17 protein-coding genes are annotated in these 16,507 nt (G+C 59.4%); 12 read left to right on the top strand and 5 right to left on the bottom strand.

All coding sequences use genetic code 11. The annotated features are described in order from the left end of the window. Window positions 1-13 precede the first annotated feature (13 nt). Together FCH38_RS19150 and FCH38_RS19145 are read right to left on the bottom strand one after the other, a co-directional pair. Window positions 14-328: a hypothetical protein gene (locus FCH38_RS19150; protein WP_174374761.1), complete on the bottom strand. Its 315-nt coding sequence runs from the start codon at window positions 326-328 to the stop codon at window positions 14-16. A gap of 18 nt (window positions 329-346) precedes the next feature. After that, window positions 347-1,066: a GntR family transcriptional regulator gene (locus tag FCH38_RS19145; protein ID WP_174374760.1), complete on the bottom strand. Its 720-nt coding sequence runs from the start codon at window positions 1,064-1,066 to the stop codon at window positions 347-349. A gap of 198 nt (window positions 1,067-1,264) precedes the next feature. Between FCH38_RS19145 and FCH38_RS19140 the strand changes: the two genes are divergently transcribed. From FCH38_RS19140 to FCH38_RS19095, 10 genes are all read left to right on the top strand, one after another. After that, a complete protein-coding gene (locus FCH38_RS19140) occupies window positions 1,265-2,098 on the top strand; it encodes a substrate-binding periplasmic protein (RefSeq protein ID WP_174374759.1) in 834 nt (277 codons plus the stop codon). A 67-nt stretch (window positions 2,099-2,165) separates the two neighbouring features. Beyond that, window positions 2,166-2,948: an amino acid ABC transporter ATP-binding protein gene (locus tag FCH38_RS19135; protein ID WP_174374758.1), complete on the top strand. Its 783-nt coding sequence runs from the start codon at window positions 2,166-2,168 to the stop codon at window positions 2,946-2,948. Window positions 2,949-2,957: 9 nt separating this feature from the next. Then, the gene (locus tag FCH38_RS19130) at window positions 2,958-3,620 is read left to right on the top strand and encodes an amino acid ABC transporter permease (RefSeq protein WP_174374757.1); all 663 of its coding nucleotides are present in this window, start codon (window positions 2,958-2,960) and stop codon (window positions 3,618-3,620) included. Window positions 3,621-3,629: 9 nt separating this feature from the next. Further along, on the top strand, window positions 3,630-4,295 hold the full coding sequence (locus FCH38_RS19125; protein WP_174374756.1) for an amino acid ABC transporter permease: 666 nt from the start codon (window positions 3,630-3,632) through the stop codon (window positions 4,293-4,295). A 25-nt stretch (window positions 4,296-4,320) separates the two neighbouring features. Next, entirely contained in the window at window positions 4,321-5,199 is an 879-nt protein-coding gene (gene dapA / locus FCH38_RS19120; RefSeq protein ID WP_174374755.1) for a 4-hydroxy-tetrahydrodipicolinate synthase, read from the top strand. Between the two features lie 57 nt (window positions 5,200-5,256). Beyond that, window positions 5,257-6,495 (top strand): FAD-binding oxidoreductase, encoded by a 1,239-nt coding sequence (locus FCH38_RS19115; RefSeq protein ID WP_336510812.1) that lies wholly within the window; start codon window positions 5,257-5,259, stop codon window positions 6,493-6,495. 35 nt (window positions 6,496-6,530) lie between these two features. Beyond that, on the top strand, window positions 6,531-8,006 hold the full coding sequence (locus FCH38_RS19110; RefSeq protein ID WP_153515621.1) for an aldehyde dehydrogenase family protein: 1,476 nt from the start codon (window positions 6,531-6,533) through the stop codon (window positions 8,004-8,006). 11 nt (window positions 8,007-8,017) lie between these two features. Beyond that, a complete protein-coding gene (locus FCH38_RS19105) occupies window positions 8,018-9,052 on the top strand; it encodes a proline racemase family protein (RefSeq protein WP_153515622.1) in 1,035 nt (344 codons plus the stop codon). Window positions 9,053-9,060: 8 nt separating this feature from the next. Continuing rightward, on the top strand, window positions 9,061-9,819 hold the full coding sequence (locus tag FCH38_RS19100) for an SDR family NAD(P)-dependent oxidoreductase (protein ID WP_153515623.1): 759 nt from the start codon (window positions 9,061-9,063) through the stop codon (window positions 9,817-9,819). Window positions 9,820-9,833: 14 nt separating this feature from the next. Then, window positions 9,834-10,589 (top strand): SDR family NAD(P)-dependent oxidoreductase, encoded by a 756-nt coding sequence (locus FCH38_RS19095; protein ID WP_153515624.1) that lies wholly within the window; start codon window positions 9,834-9,836, stop codon window positions 10,587-10,589. Window positions 10,590-10,873: 284 nt separating this feature from the next. Here the strand turns inward: FCH38_RS19095 and FCH38_RS19090 are convergent, their stop codons facing one another. After that, complete coding sequence (locus tag FCH38_RS19090; RefSeq protein WP_174374771.1) at window positions 10,874-11,260, bottom strand: GFA family protein; 387 nt, start codon at window positions 11,258-11,260, stop codon at window positions 10,874-10,876. 455 nt (window positions 11,261-11,715) lie between these two features. On the opposite strand from FCH38_RS19090, the gene FCH38_RS19085 reads away from it, so the two are divergent. Then, window positions 11,716-13,113, top strand: a complete 1,398-nt coding sequence (locus FCH38_RS19085; protein WP_174374753.1) for a cache domain-containing protein — start codon at window positions 11,716-11,718, stop codon at window positions 13,111-13,113. Further along, complete coding sequence (locus tag FCH38_RS19080) at window positions 13,110-13,742, top strand: response regulator (protein ID WP_046802201.1); 633 nt, start codon at window positions 13,110-13,112, stop codon at window positions 13,740-13,742. The genes FCH38_RS19085 and FCH38_RS19080 overlap by 4 nt, the downstream gene beginning before the upstream one ends. Before the next feature lie 63 nt (window positions 13,743-13,805). Here FCH38_RS19080 and FCH38_RS19075 read toward each other — a convergent pair whose 3' ends face one another. Then, window positions 13,806-14,918, bottom strand: coding sequence for a TRAP transporter substrate-binding protein (locus FCH38_RS19075; RefSeq protein WP_174374752.1), 1,113 nt, complete (start codon window positions 14,916-14,918; stop codon window positions 13,806-13,808). Between the two features lie 81 nt (window positions 14,919-14,999). Then, window positions 15,000-16,505, bottom strand: a complete 1,506-nt coding sequence (locus FCH38_RS19070) for a TRAP transporter large permease subunit (protein WP_336510813.1) — start codon at window positions 16,503-16,505, stop codon at window positions 15,000-15,002. Window positions 16,506-16,507: the final 2 nt, after the last annotated feature.

Below are 16,507 nucleotides of genomic sequence, written 5' to 3'. Positions count from 1 at the left end.
TAGCTCGTCAGGCTCATAACCTGAAGGCCGCAGGTTCAAATCCTGCCCCCGCAACCAACGACATTTGCAAATTCTCCCACTCGGGGTATTTGCGACGAAGCTCCTCCTCATATGAGTCGAGGAGCTTTTTTTGTTTCTGCTGCGTGTCGATTTCCCCGGCCTCCAGCTTCTCGATGAAATCCGCATGCACTTCGGCAACGAAACGGCGTTCCATCAAGTCGAGAACGTCCATCTGCGCGAGGATGGAAGCGATCAGGCCGTGGACTTCGAGGGTTGCCGGCTGGTGGCCTGGGGCCATCGCTTCTGAAATTGTTCCGACGAAGCCCATGCTGTTGACGCTCAGGATCTACTCGGCAGCTCGCAATGGACCGAGCGTGACATCCGTTGTGTAGTTCTCGCGCATGAAGTTGATGAAATTGTCCTGGAACTGCCGCGTGTGAGCGTGGGCCAGCTCGTCAGCCAGATCGATATTCCGATCGCGGACGGCCTCGAACATCTTGGTATGCTCGTCAGTCAGGAGATAGCCTTCGTGGGTTCTCTCAAGATACTCGAAATGCAGATGAAGCATGCGCTGTCCCTGCGAGAGAAGCTTCTCATAGAAGGACGCGAGATATTGGTTCTTGCCGGCGTAGGCGATCGCCATATGGAATTCTTTGTTGGCCTCCGACATGGCGAGGTGATTTCCGGTCTTGACCGCGGCGGCGAACGCCTTGTCGCGCTTGGCGATAACCTTGAGGTCGGCGTCCGTTCGTAGCGCCGCCGCCAGCCGCGTGTTCATCCGCTGGGCGATATCGAGCGCCTCCACGTACTTTGGAAACGTCGCGACTTCGATCGGGGCGACGATCGTGCTGCGGTTCGAAAGTGTTACGACCAGCTCGTCCGAGCCGAGACGGATGAGAGCTTCGCGCACCGGAGCGCGGGACATGTTGAAGCGCTCTGCGAGCGTCGTCTCGTCTAGGAGCTGGCCCGGAGAAAGTGCGAGCGAGAGAATCTCATTTCTAAGGCTCTCATATACGCTTCGCGAGCCGGTTCCGCGCGCCCGCTTCGTTTCAGTCTCGTCAGACACTTTGGTCCCTTTCTTTCGCAAATGTAGCATTGGGCCAGAAAACCCCGCTGCTCGCAATGTAATTTTTTCGCTTGACTTTGTCGACACGCTGTTGACATTTTATAGTCAGTCGACACAAAGACGACAGATAAGAGCAAAAGAACGGCTCAAGCCGACGAGTGGAACAACGCGCTTCGCGCACAGCAAAGAGGAATGCCGATGCTTTCGAAGATGATAACGTCCGCCTTGCGGGCGATGCCCGCGCTCGCCCTGGTGGCAGGTATGTCCGCCACCTCTGCCCACGCCCAGACCGCCGAAGGGTACTGGCAGGGCGTCCAGAAGGCCGGCGTTCTGAAATGCGGTGCGGCCGTCGCCCCGCCTTACATCATGCGTGATCCCGCGACTGGCGAATACTCGGGCTTTTACGCCGATCTTTGCCGTGAATTCGCCGACGCCCTCAAGGTCAAGCCTGAGTTCGTCGATACGACCTGGGACAACATAGTAGCGGGCCTGCAGGCGAGTAAGTGGGACGTCTCCCTGGCGCTCAACCGCACTCCGGCGCGCGCCATGGCCGTCCAGTTCTCGATCCCGGCGATGGAGTACCAGATCTCTCTCGTCTACAACAAGAACAACCCGAAGATCCCGCAGGGCGCAACGTCGGTCGCTGACGTTGACAAGGCTGGCGTCACGATCGCCGTCATGTCGGGTACCGCGCAGGACAAGGCCATTTCGGCCGCGGTCAAGACCGCCACGATCATGCGCCTGCCGGGCAACGACGAGACGCGCCTGGCGCTGACGTCCAAGCGCGCAGACATCCTGGTTGATGCCTCCGACACCAATTTGCTTCTGACGCAGGCGAATCCAGACTGGGCGGTCGCACTCAGCCCGACGCCGGCGCTCGCCAGGCAGGGCGTTTCGTTCGGCCTGCCGCACAACATGTCTACGGCCGATGTCGAAGTGGTCAACATCTTCCTTGAAGAGAAGGTCGCAACGGGTCACGTCGACGATCTGATCAAGAAGGCGGTCGATCAGGTCCTCAAGGGCTCGAACTAACATCGCCAACAGCGCTGACGCCTATTGGTCGGCGCTGTCCCGCACTCGATGTAAACCGAGATCGGCCATGACCATGTCTTTCAATTTACCTCTCGTTAAAATGCAGGCCTTGCACAAGAGCTACGGCGACGGTGCGATTCAGGTGCTCAGGGGCATCGACATCGAAATGAAGCCCGGCGACCGCGTCGTCGTCATAGGCCCGAGCGGCGGCGGCAAGAGCACGCTTCTCCGCGTCATGATGGGCCTCGAACAGATTGACAGCGGTTCGATCAGTTTCGACGGCAAGCCTTACATCTCTTCGGAAGGGCCAGCCAAGAAGACCCTCATCGATACCAACGTTCGTCGTTCGATCGGCATGGTGTTTCAGCACTATACGCTGTTCCCACATCTCAGTGTCATCCAGAACTTGATGCTCGCACCATGCAAGGTCCGGGGCGAACCGAAAGCGTCGGCGCAGGCCCGTGCGCAGGCTCTCCTTGCGCGGTTCGGCCTAGGCGCGAAAGCCAAGGCCTACCCGGCCCAGCTATCGGGCGGCCAGAAGCAGCGGGTCGCCATCGCGCGCGCCCTGATGCTCGATCCCAAGCTGATGCTGTTCGACGAGGTGACTTCCGCGCTCGACCCGGAACTTGTCAGCGAAGTCGAGCAGGTGATCGTGCAGCTCGCCTCGCAGAACATGCCGATGATGATCGTCACGCATGACATGTGGTTCGCAAAGAACATCGCGTCCCGCGTCATCTTCTGTGCCGGCGGCGTCGTGGTCGAAGACGGTCCGCCCGAACAGGTGCTCGGTTCTCCGAAGGAGGAGCGCACCAAGGAATTCATCGACCGCGTTTTCCACATCAAGCAATAGGAGGTGGCGATGAACTACACGTTCGACTTTAACTCCATTTCCTTTGCGCCGCTTTTGCGGGGGCTGGTGGTATCGCTCGAGCTGACGGTCGCTGCGAACATCATAGGCGTTATCGCCGGCTTCGGCCTCGCCCTGCTGCTGATGAGCCCGTACCGGCTCCTTCGCATGCCGTTCATGCTCTTCATCGAGTTCTTCCGGTGTACGCCTGCCATCGTCCAGATCGTGTGGCTCTTTTACTGCGTGCCAATGCTGTTCGACGTCTTCCTCGATCCAATCACGATGGGGGTGTTGGCGCTCGGCCTTAACCTCACAGCCTTCAACGCCGAGGCTTACCGCGCGTCGATTCAGGCGGTTCCCAGGGAGCAGCTCGACGCCGGGATCGCGCTGGGGCTCAATCCTTGGCAACGCGTTCTCTACATCGTGTTTCCGACCGCGTTCCGCGCCTCGGTTCCGGTGCTTTTAACAAACGGCATCGTCATCTTCCAGCAGAGCGCGCTCGTCGCCATCGTTGCAATCGCCGACCTTATGTATGAGGCGAAATCGCTTGCCACCGAAACATATCGTCCGATCGAAACATTCACCGTCGTGGCCCTCATCTATTTCGCCGTGTCGTTCCCCGTCACCCAGATCGTCGGGTTTCTGGAACGCCGCCGTCAAATGCTCGCAAGCTAGGAGGTTCATATGTCGCTTGATTTCTCCGTCCTCGCAAGGTTCGACCATGCGCTCCTTCTCGGGCTCATGACGACGTTGGAGCTCACGGCGGTCTGTATTTTGTTGGGATGCATGCTTGGCTTCCTTGTCGGCCTGGCGCGAACATCGCGCAGCACCTTTCTTCGCCTGATTTCCGGAACCTACGTCGAGTTCTTCCGCGGCACGCCCGTGCTCATCCAGCTTTTCTGGATCTTCTTCTGCCTTCCTCTGATCCTGGGCGTCGAACTCTCCAATTTCGCCTCCGGCGTCATCGCCCTGACGCTCTACATGGGAGCGATCACCAGCGAGACGTTTCGCGCCAGCCTCAAATCGATCGGGCCTGAGCAGAGGGATGCATGCGTCGCCCTCGGCCTGCCGTCGTGGGTGCAGGTGACCAGCGTCATTCTTCCCCAAGCCGTCCTGCGCGCGATCCCGACGCTTCTGTCGAACTGCGTCAGCCTCTTCAAGGAGAGCGCACTGGTCTCGGCGGTCGGCATGGCAGACCTGATGTTCGTCAGTCAGAACATTTCCAACAACACGGCCAGGCCTGTCGAAGTGCTCACCGTGGTCGCTCTCATCTACTTCGTCATCGCTTTCCCGGTCACACGAGCAGTCACGCTCGTCGAGGGACGTATCCTCAAGAAACTCGCAATCTAGCGGCCCGTTACAGGAGAACAATTCCATGAAACTTTCCGGCGTCATGCCCGCGCTCATCACCCCGTTCGACGCAAACGGCAAGGTCGATTTTAAGGCCTACGAAAAGCACCTGACTGCGCTGCGTGCCGCTGGTGTCACGGGCTGGGTTCCGATGGGCTCGACTGGCGAGTATTCCGCCCTTTCCAACGACGAGCGCCTTGAAGTGCTCAAGTTCGTGAAGGACTTTGCGAATGACGGCGAGATCCTCATCGCGGGCACTAACGCGCCAGCCACCCGAGAGGTCATCGAGAACACGTTGACGGCCAAGGAAATCGGTTACGACACGGTGCTGCTCGCAACGCCGTTCTACACCCGTCCGACGCAGGACGAGCTCCTCTCACACTTCAAGACGGTGCTGAAGGAAACCGACGTCAATCTCGTTCTCTACAGCTACCCCTACAAGGACGGCGTTGAGATTGGCTTCGACATCCTGGACGCGCTCGCCGACGATCGGCGCGTGCTGGGGATCAAGGAAAGCTCGGGATCCCTCCAGCGCGCCATCGACATCCATTCGCGCTACAGTGGCCGCATCGACCTCGTATCCGGTTCGGATGACATCGCTCTCGACTTCATGTTCTGGGGTGCTGACTCCTGGATCTGCGGACCCGCCAACTGCATGGCGAAGGCCTGCGTTGACCTCGACCGGACCTTCCGCTCGGGCGACCTGAAGGCTGCGCGGGAGAAGATGATCGTCCTCTATCGCGCGATGAACATCCTCGAAAGCGGGAAGTTCGTGCAGAAGGTGAAGTACGGCTGCGAGCTGCAGGGGCTTCCGGTAGGTATCACCCGCGCTCCGCTCGGAGAGCTGACCGCCGAAGAGAAGGCCGAATTCAAGGCTGCGATGCAGCCGATCCTGAATTGGTAAAAGATGCGGCCGGCCGGGACAGACCTCCGGCCGTCTTCCCAAGACCGAGGAGCTGAAGTGTCTCAAACCATCGTCGTCGGCGCCGGGATCATCGGCACAGCAATCGCATACCAATTACAGCGTCGTGGCGAGACCGTGGTGCTCCTTGATCGCAACGAGCCGGGGACGGGCGCGTCCTATGGCAACATGGCGAGCATTGCCGTGACTGAATTCATGCCTGCGTCCCGTCCGGGAATCTGGGTGCAGATGCCGGGATGGATACTCGATCCCGAAGGCCCGGTTCGTATTCGACCCTCCTACATGCCAAAGCTTATCCCCTGGTTCCTGCGCTTTCTATCAGCCAGCCGACCTTCAAAGCTTCGCGAGCTGGAGTCGGCGGGCGCTGTCCTGTGCCGTCGCGTCTACGAAGACCTGGATGCGCTACTCGACGAGACCGGCCTCCGGCACATGATTTCCGCCGAGGGTTGCCTCAGCGTCTACACCGACGAGGCCGAGTTCAGAGCCGACCACGAACATATCGAAATTCTCGACCGGTTTGGCTTTCGATATGAAGTCCTTGGCAGCAACGCCATTCGCGACCTCGAACCTGCGATCACCACGAAGATTGGCAAGGCGGTGCTCTTCCCGGAAAACCGGTCCATAACCAATCCCTATGAGCTCGTCGTAGCGCTTGCGGACCAGTTCAAGACGCTGGGCGGTTCCGTTCAGACCGGCGAGGTCGTGGGTTTTGAACATGAAGGCGGTGGCGTCAGCGCCGTGGGCTTGAAAGACGGACGAAGGATTGAAGCGGGTAGGGTGGTTCTCGCCGCAGGGGCATTCACTGGGCGACTGTCGGCCATGCTCGGCGAGCCGATCCCCCTCGAGACCGAGCGCGGCTACCATACGCAAATCCAGGCGCCCGGCGTCTCCATGCGTCACTCTCTCATCTGGCCGGCTCGTGCCTTCATGGTCACGCCGACCGCAGGAGGCATCCGTGTTGGCGGCACGGTCGAGATGGCGGGGCTGGACGCCGCCCCTGACTACCGTCGGGCTAAGGTGCTGGTGAAGCGGGCAAGGGAAGCGCTTCCGGAGCTGCAGGTGGAGGGCGCCACGGAATGGATGGGCCATCGGCCGGCTATGCCCGACACGGTGCCGGTGATGGGCCGGTCCGCAAAGAGAACGAATGTCTGGTACGCAACGGGTCACGGACATCTTGGCCTGACTTACGGGGCCACCACAGCCCGTCTGATGACGGATCTCATTACGGGCGCTGCGCCGCCCGTTGACATGAAACCCTATCGCGTCGACCGGTTCTAAACCGGCTGCGACCAACGAAGGCAAGGGAACTGACAATGCGAACCGAACTCTATATCGATGGTAAGTGGGCGAAGCCGGTCAAGGGTGGCTCTTCCACCGTGACGAACCCGGCGACCGAGGAAGTCATTCAAACGATTGCTTCCGCCACGGCCGAAGACGTCGACATCGCGGTGAAAGCTGCTCGCCGGGCGTTCGACAAGGACGGTTGGCCTAAGCTCACGGGAGCGCAGCGCGCCAAGTATCTGCGCGCGATCGCGGACGGTATCCGCGCCCGGCAGTCGGAGATCGCCAAGCTTGAAGTCCTCGACAATGGAAAGCCGTTTCCCGAAGCGGACTGGGATATTGCGGACGCGGCCGGTTGCTTCGACTTCTACGCGGACCTCGCCGAGCAGCTCGACAACAATCCGGAAGAAATCATCGCGTTGCCGGACGATCGCTTTACATCCAAGGCGGTCAAGGAGCCGGTCGGCGTGGCCGGCGCGATCATCCCCTGGAACTTCCCACTTCTGATGGCCGCCTGGAAGGTGGCTCCGGCCCTAGCGGCAGGATGCACGATCGTCCTGAAGCCTGCAGAACTCACCTCGCTTACGGCGCTTGAGCTTGCGGCGGTCGCAGATGAGGCGGGGCTTCCTCCGGGCGTCCTGAACGTCTTGACCGGCACCGGCTCGGTCGCCGGGCAGGCCATCATTGATCACAAGGGCGTCGACAAGCTGGCCTTTACGGGCTCTGGCCCGGTGGGCTCGAAGATCATGGCCGCCGCTGCGCGCGACATCAAGCGCATCAGCCTCGAACTCGGTGGCAAGTCGCCATTCGTGGTGTTCGAGGACGCGGATATCGACGACGCGGTCGAGTGGGTCATGTTCGGCATCTTCTGGAACCAAGGACAAGTCTGCTCCGGCACGTCGCGCGTTCTGGTCCAGGATACCATCTACGATCGTTTCATGGCCCGATTGGTCGAGGAGACGAAGAAGATCAAGATCGGTAACGGCCTCGACGAGGGCGTGCTCCTTGGACCGCTCGTATCAAAGAAGCAATATGAGAACGTCGTCGCCGCGATCGAGGGCGCGCGAAAGGCGGGAGCTACCGTCGCCAGCGGCGGCGAACGTCCGGAAGGCTTTGACAAGGGCTACTACCTGCAGCCAACGATCCTCACCGACGTGCCGCTGGATAGCGACGCCTGGATCGAGGAGATTTTCGGACCGGTCGTCTGCGTCAAGCCGTTCAAGACCGAGGACGAGGCGATCGAGCTTTCGAATGATTCCCGTTTCGGTCTCGGAGCGGCCGTGATGTCGAAGGACGACGCTCGCGCCGAGCGCGTCGCAGCCGCCTTCCGCGCCGGCATTGTCTGGATCAACTGCTCGCAGCCGACATTCACGGAAGCGCCATGGGGCGGCTACAAGGAATCGGGTATCGGCCGAGAACTCGGACACTGGGGTCTCGAAAACTACCTCGAGACCAAGCAGATCACCAAGTACGTGACCAACAAACCCTGGGGCTGGTACATCAAGTGAGGCCAGTGAGCATGGAATTCGGAAAGCACTTCGACCTTATTCTGGTTCATTGCCAGGGAGAACTTGGCCACGTCCTCGTCGGCGGCGCTCCGGAAATCCCCGGAGCGACCATGCTGGACAAGATGAACCATATCAATAACGTGGACGATAGTCTTCGCAGGTTCGTTACGTTCGAACCGCGTGCCAACGTCGCCATGTCGGTGAACCTGCTGGTCGCCCCGACACGGCCGGACGCCGACGCCGGCTTCATCGTGCTTCAGGCTGATCGCGCTCATCCCATGTCTGGCAGCAATTGCATCTGCGTCGTAACTGCCCTTCTCGAGAGCGGCCGCATTCCTATGGTCGAACCTGAGACGACCGTCAGGCTGGACACACCCGCGGGCTTGATCGTGGCCCTGGCCCGCTGTGAGAACGGTCGTTGCGTCGGTGTCAGCCTCAACAACGTGCCGAGCTTTGCAGAGCTGCTGGACCATGAGATCGACACCCCAGCGTGGGGACGCATTAAGGTCGATATTGCGTTCGGCGGCGTCTACTACGCCTTGGTGGACGTTGGGCAAGTCGACCTCACGATCGCGCCCGACAACGCCCGAAAGCTCGCGGAGGCAGGGATCGAACTCAAGTGGCTTCTTGCTGAGCAGGTAAGCGTGTCGCATCCGACGCTCCCTGGCGTCGACGAGATCGCCTACGTCATGTTCCGTGACAACGAACCGGACGGTGCCGTACGCACTTGCACCACACTCCAGCCGGGACGCGTCGACCGCTCTCCGTGTGGCACTGGAAGCTCGGCGAATCTCGCAACGCTTCACGCGCGGGGTCTCGTCACCGTAGGCGATGCGCGGACGTCCAGATCGATTATCGGCGGTGAGTTCATTGCCGAGGCGATCGGAGAGACCGAGATTGGCGGTCGCAAGGCCGTGCTTCCAAGTATCACAGGGCGTGGCTATGTGTACGGTCGAACCGAATTGCGAGTGGAAAGTGATGACCCGTTCATGACGGGTTTTGCATTGTCGGACACTTGGGGATCGCAGGTCGGCCTCCTGAAATGAGGTGAGAGATGACTAAGGCACTCGAAGGGCAGAACGTACTCGTGACCGGCGCCTCGGGCGGCATCGGCATGGCTGTCGTCAAGCAACTAGCTGCTGAAGGCGCTCGGCCGATCATCCACTACGGGCGAGACATCACGAGTGCCGAGCGATTGCTTTCCGACATCGGCGAAGTTGGCTGGATCGTGCAGGGTGACCTTTCATCTGACGAAGGCCCCTTCGAACTGTGGGAGAGATCCCTGGCGGTGGCGGGAAGGATCCATGCGCTCGTGAATAATGCAGGGGTCCGTACCGAAATCTCCATTGAGGCTTCCGCTTCGGACTGGAAGGCCGCCTGGCAACACGAGTTCCAGATCAACTTTTTCGCCGCCGCGGATCTCTCCAAGGAAGCTATCCGGCACTTCAAGGCGAACGGCGGTGGGCGCATCGTCAACATGGCGAGCCGGGCAGGCCAGCGCGGCTATGCGGCAGACGCGATGCCGTATGGATCGACGAAAGCTGCCCTCGTCAATCTGACAAAGTCGATCGCCCGCAGCTTCGGCCCCGATGGTGTGACTGCGATCGCGATCGCGCCTGGATGGGTACGCACCGACATGGCGGAAGAGTTTATCGCGGCGCATGGAAAAGCGGCGGCGGTATCGGACATTCCAATCGGCGAGATGGCCGAACCGGGCGAAGTCGCCGAACTCGTTGCATTCATTCTACGGCCGGGACAGGCGTCGCTTAACGGCGCGACACTCGACGTCAACGGCGGAAGCTATATCAGATAACTTGGAGAGATTCCATGAAACGGTTTGAGAACAAGGTTGCGATCGTGACGGGTGCGGGCGGCGGCATCGGCTCTGCGATCGCGCGTCGCCTGGCGTTGGAAGGTTCGTTGGTCGTGGTCACCGACGTAAACGAAGAGGCGGCTCGGGAAGTTGTGAAGGGCATCGAGGCGGAAGGCGGCGCGGCACTCGTGATCGCTGCCGACATCTCGAAGAAGGATCCGTGCTTCGATCTAGTCCAGAAGGCATTCGCTCTCAAAGAACGGATTGACATCCTTGTCAACAATGCAGGCATCAATCGGCGCGGAAACTTGCTGTCACTGTCCGACGAGGACTGGGACATCAGCTTTACTGTAAACCTCGACTCGATGTTCCATCTCTGCCGGGCTGCGCTACCGCATATGATCGCCGGGGGTGGCGGGGCGATCATCAACACCGCTTCGCAGTGGGGACTCTATCCGGCCCCGAACCACATCGCCTACAACACGACCAAAGCCGCCGTCGCCGCGTTCACGCAGAACCTTGCGCGCGACTACGCACCGGACAAAATCCGCGTAAACGCCGTCTGCCCGGGTGAAATCCATACGCCGATGCTCGAAGCCGGCGTCAAACGCTCGGGGCGGACGATGGCCGACCTCGACAAGATGGTTCCGTTCGGCCGGATCGGCAAGCCTGAAGAGGTTGCTGCGCTTGTCGCCTTCCTTGCCTCCGATGAGGCGGCGTTCATGTGCGGTTCGCTTGTCGAAATCACCGGCGCACAGGCCGTGGCCTGAACTGCCTCGGTGGCGACAAGGTGGCTTACGGCGGCCACGACTGCTACGATCAAGCCGCTAGAAATGGCTGGGCGGGAGCTGTTGTTGGTTTCGGGACTGAAATCCGACAGCAGCCGTCTAAGGTTCCATAGTAGTGGTTATGGCGCAGCCGATAAACTCGCAACGAATTCGGCTGTTTCCAGTGGCTTAGTACGCGATGGGCAAGGGTCGGAGGTTCAGATCCCTTCAATAGCCATTGTGTGTAACCTCCTGAAAGCTCGTGCTGAAGCCTTCGGCCTTCATCTCTATCCAGAATCTCGAAAAGATAGAGAAACCCATGTATGGCGGGTCGCTTCATACACGCTCTGAGTTGGTTCCATAGCATCTGGGTCGTCAAAACAGCCCAAGGCGATGGCGACGAGGTTAGGCCGAAATTCCGGTATCCAGTAGACGGTTGATCCGCAAATGGGGCAAAAACGGAACTCTAGGCGCTTTCCGCTATCTCCAGGTCGTATATAGGTTTGGTGTTTCCCCGACGCCCTGATTTGATCGGCAGCATAAAACACTGCGACACCGAACGCTGAACCGGTACGATGCTGGCATGCACGACAGTGACAAACGGATATCTTATGGGGTTCGCCGTTTGTCACCACTGTTAGCTGATGACATGAACAATGGGCTAGGCGCACAATGTTGCTCCCAATTCCAAATTTTTTTGATCCTGAATATGCGCGATGACGACGATATCGGAGCGGTCAGCTTCGAGCAAATTGACATTCGCAAGGTCGTACCGATCATGATCATCCTTGCGGTATCCTACACTATTCCGTTGCCGGTGTAGTCGCCGGCTTTATTGCCGGATCGAGCCGTCCACCGCAGGCGCGGTCCTGCGATATCACATAAGCGACCAGATAGGGCGCATAGCACGGACGAGGGTGGGAACCTTTCGGTCACCCCGGCGAGGGAGAATTGTTCTATCTCAGCGGTTGAGTGACACTATTCGGAGAGCGTCATACTGTTCCTCGCGGCACAGATTTCCCGAACCTCTTTCTATCTCGCCTTAGGATCATGTTCTGACACGCTCGACTTGCCGTATGAAGTATTGTTAGCTGAGGGTAAGTGAGAGCGAATGTGTCGGAGGGGCCGCATGAGACTCAGGAACCAGATTCTCGCATTGGCCATCGGGCCTCTCGTTCTTGCGATTATCGTTATCACAGCGCTGATTACGTGGCAGTCTATGACGCTGGCGCGCACGAGCATCGATGCGTTCGAACGAAACATGCTCGCTGCAAAGGAGACTGAACTCCTTAACCTCACCAATTTGGCCCTTTCGGCGATCCGTTCGGTCTATGACAGGGCGGGAACTGATGACGAGGCTGCGAAGGAGGAGGTCAAGCGAATTCTGACTGACCTCGATTATGGTACGGACGGCTATTTCTTTGTCTATGATTATGACGGCGTGAACGTCGTTCATCCGCGACAAAGCTTTCGTCCAGGGAGTAATTGGCTGGATCTTTACGATCCCGACGGCAACCGCGTCATCTATGACCTGATAGTCAAGGCGAAAGGAGGAGGAGGTCTCGTCCAGTATAAGTGGGAGAAGCCCTCGACCGGGAAGATGGCTGATAAGCTTTCTTTCGCAGCCGGCCTCAACAAATGGCGCTGGATGATCGGTACAGGGGTTTATCTGGATGATGTTTTTGCCGCGACAGCGGCAGCGAAGGAGGAAATGCGCCGTTCCATTACATGGAATTTCCTGATTGTTGCACTGTTTGCGGTCCCTGCCGTGTTGCTGGTGTTCGCCACCTGCATGCTGCTCAATCTGCGTCAGCAGAGGCTGGCAGACGGACGGCTCAAGGAACTGATGCAGAGGGTTATCGATACCCAGGAAGAGGAGCGCCTGCGCATTGCTAGAGAATTGCATGACGGCATTTCTCAAAATCTCGTCGGAGTGCGCTTTGCGATTGATCTCGCGCGGCGCAAGGTGGCGCCTGACAATGTCGGAGCCGCCGAGGCGATCGGCAAGGGCGCCGTCGCATTAAATGAGGCGATCAAGGAGGTACGTCGTATTTCCCACGATCTTCGACCGCGTGTCCTCGACGATCTGGGGCTGACGGCAGCTCTGGAATCCCTCATCTCGAGTTTTTCCGAACGTACGGGAATAGCGGCGATGCTTGAATCCGTAGCCTTCAAGCATATGCTTGTCCCGGAGGCACGGGTTGCGCTTTACCGTGTCGCACAGGAGGCGCTGACCAACATCGAGCGCCATGCCGGCGCGACACAGGTCGCCATCCGGTTTTCCAGTCGCGATGAACGGGTACAGATGGATGTCAGCGACAATGGCCGCGGCTTTCCGACCGTTCGGACAGAGAACGGGATGCCGGCAAGCAAGGGGCTCGGTTTGAGAAACATGCAGGAACGCATGACGCATTTCGGGGGCAGGCTGGATGTCGAAAGCTCCGCAAGGGGAACCGTTCTGCGGGCGGTGCTGCCCATCACCGCTATGAAGGATCGCAATAGCGGCTTACAGGAGGCCGCCGAGTGACCGTTCATCCGATCCGTGTGCTGCTGATCGACAACCATCCTCTGGTTCTGGATGGGTTGAGGGCCGTCCTCGAGACTTACGAGCATCTCGCAGTCGTTGGAACCGCATTGTCCGCCATGGCCGGTATCGACGCAGCTGTCGCCACGCGGCCCGATGTGGTGCTGATGGATATCAACATGCCGCAGATCAATGGCATCGATGCCCTGGAACTGTTCAAGGAAAAGCAGCTTTCCGCCCGGGTGCTGATGCTGTCGATGCATGACAGCCGGGAATATATATCGACATCGGTCATGTATGGTGCGGCCGGCTACATTCTGAAGGACGTGGCGACCGAAGAAATAGTTGCCGCAATCGAAACCGTGGCTGCCGGCGGCACCTATTTTTCCTCTGGCGTTCGCGATGTGCTGATGGAGGGGTCTTCCGGCAGGCTGAAGGCGCTGACGACACGCGAGCAGGAGGTTCTGCTGCTGATCGCGCGCGGAAAGAGTAATCGCGACGCTGCCCTGGCGCTCGACATCGCCGAGCGCACGATGGAAACCCATCGCAAGAATATCAAGAGGAAACTGGATATAGCGACGACTGCCGGTCTCATTCGCTATGCGATAGATAACGGGCTTATCAAAGAATAGCCGCCAGAGGCTCGAGGCCCCGGAACGTCGCCATCCAGGGGCCTCGGTAAAGTCTATGTCGGCTTATTTGCCGGCCGTCTGCATGGCATAGCCGTAGCTGTCATAGGTATATTCGGCAACGCGGAACCATTCGAAGCTCTCGTCGCGGAATTTCTTCCAGCCCGGATAGATTTTGGCCCATGCGGGATGCTTCTGTGTGTACTCGTCATAAAGCTCGAAGGTCGCCTTGTAGGCGGCGTCGAGCACATCGCGGGGCAGCGGGCGAAGCTGCGTGCCCTTGGAAACCAGCGAGCGGATCGCATCCTTGTTCTTGACGTCGTAAAGCGCCTGCATGTTGATGTTGGCGGCCTTGCAGGCGGCGTCGAGTGCTGCCTTGTATTCATCAGGCAGGGCTGCATATTGGTCCTTGTTGACGAAGAAGTGGATCGTCAGTCCGCCCTCCCAGAACGCGGGGTAATAGTAGTATGGCGCGATCTGGTAGAAGCCGAGCTTTTCGTCGTCGTAGGGACCGACCCACTCTGCGGCATCGATGGTGCCCCGTTCCAGCGCCGGATAGATGTCGCCGCCCGGGAGCTGCTGTGGCACGGCACCAAGCTTGGCAAGCACCTGCCCTGCGACGCCGGCAATCCGCATCTTGAGGCCCTTGATATCCTCGACGCTCTTGATTTCCTTGCGATACCAGCCGCCCATCTGGGCGCCCGTCGCTCCACCGGGAATGCCGATGACGCCGTAGTCGGAAAGGAATTCGTTGTAAGCCTCGTTGCCGCCGCCATGGTAGAGCCATGCGTTCTGCTGGCGGGCGTTCAGGCCGAAGGGGATGGTCGAGCCGATGGCGAATGTCGGATCTTTCCCCGTGAAATAGTAGCCGCAGGTATGGGAAATCTCGACGGTATTGGCTTTTACGGCGTCGATGGCCTGGGCGCCGGGAACGATTTCACCGGCCTGGAAGACCTGGATTTCAAACTTACCACCGGTGATTGCCTTCAGCGCATTCGCCATGACCACGGCGCCGCCGTAGATGGTGTCCAGATTGTTCGGAAAGCCTGACGTCAGGCGCCAGCGAACGTTCGGCAAAGATTGCGCTATGGCTGGCGTGGCGAGCGTCGAAGCGGCCGCAGCCGCCCCGGCAAGCACGCCGCCGGACAAGAAGTGTCTGCGGTCCAGATTGTTCCTCATAAGATTACCTCCTCTTATTGAAGTGACCGACGCTTGGTGCGTCGATGGGGTGTGGCGGGCGCTTGTATGCCCGTCCGAATGTCAGGGGTTGCTTGGCTTGCCGAAGCTTGGTGCGTTGCCGCCAGGGGCGAAAGGATTAGCGAACGGATCGGCGTCGCCACCTGCGCCGGGCATCGGTACATTGATATGGACGGCCGAGGGATCGGCGACCTTGGCACCCGACTTGTAGTGCATCACTATTCCGGGGAAGGCGATGATGATGATGACCATGGCGAGCTGGATGAAAAGATAGGGAATGGCGCCGAGATAAATCTGGGTCGAGGTGACCGGCTGGATTGTCTGTCCCGTGATCCGATCCTTATAGGCACGCGTCGGTGCGACCGACCGCAGGAAGAACAGCGAAAAACCGAAGGGCGGGTGCATGAACGACGTCTGCATGTTGACCGCCAGCATCACGCCAAACCATATCAGATCGATGCCAAGCGCATCGGCGACCGGCGCCAGCAGCGGGATGATGATGAAGGCCAGCTCGAAATAGTCGAGGAAGAAGGCCAGGAAAAACACCAGCAGGTTGGCGACGATCAGGAAGCCGATCTCGCCACCGGGGATCGATGTCATCAGATGCTCGACCCAGACGTGACCGTTCACGCCATAAAAGGTCAGGGAAAAGACGCGCGCGCCGAGCAGGATGAGCAGAACGAAGGACGACAGCTTTGCCGTGGCGTAAAGCGACTGCTGGATCAGGCCGAAATTGAGCTTACGGTTGGCAAGCGCAAGGGCGAGCGCGCCGACAGCACCCATGGCGCCACCTTCCGTGGGGGTGGCGATCCCGAGAAAGATCGTGCCGAGCACGAGGAATATCAGGACGAGCGGAGGCACCAGCGAGGTGATGACCTTGAGCAGCAGCTTGGTGCCGCGCAGGGTCCGCGCCTCCAGCGGCAGGGCCGGGACCTTTGTAGGGCTGATGATTGAGGTCACGATGATATAGAGCGTATAGGCCGCCACGAGCATGAGACCCGGAACGAGCGCGCCCTTGTACATGTCGCCCACCGAACGGCCGAGCTGGTCAGCCAGCACGATAAGGACGAGGCTGGGCGGGATGATCTGCGCCAGCGTGCCGGAAGCCGCGATCGTGCCGGCGGCGACCTTGCGGTCATAACCATAGCGCAACATGATGGGAAGCGAGATGAGGCCCATCGAGATGACCGAGGCGGCGACGACGCCGGTGGTGGCGGCCAGAATTGCCCCGACGAAGATCACGGCAAACGCAATGCCGCCGCGGACCGGTCCAAACAGCTGGCCAATCGTGTCCAGCAAATCCTCCGCCATGCCGCTCTTTTCAAGAATGAGCCCCATGAAAGTGAAGAACGGTATCGCCAGCAGCGTTTCGTTCGACATCTGGCCGAATATGCGATCGGGAATGGCCTGGAACAGCGTGGCTGGCAGCAGGCCGAGTTCTATCCCGATGAAGCCGAAGACAAAGCCGACAAAAGCCAGCGCGAAGGCTACCGGATAGCCGAACAGCAGCACGATGATGAGCGCGGCGAACATGATCGGCGCGAGATTTTCCGCAAGGAATGCCATTATTG

Source organism: Agrobacterium tumefaciens (assembly GCF_013337285.1).
Lineage (GTDB): Bacteria > Pseudomonadota > Alphaproteobacteria > Rhizobiales > Rhizobiaceae > Agrobacterium > Agrobacterium burrii.
This window is presented reverse-complemented; position numbering and strand designations above follow the sequence as displayed.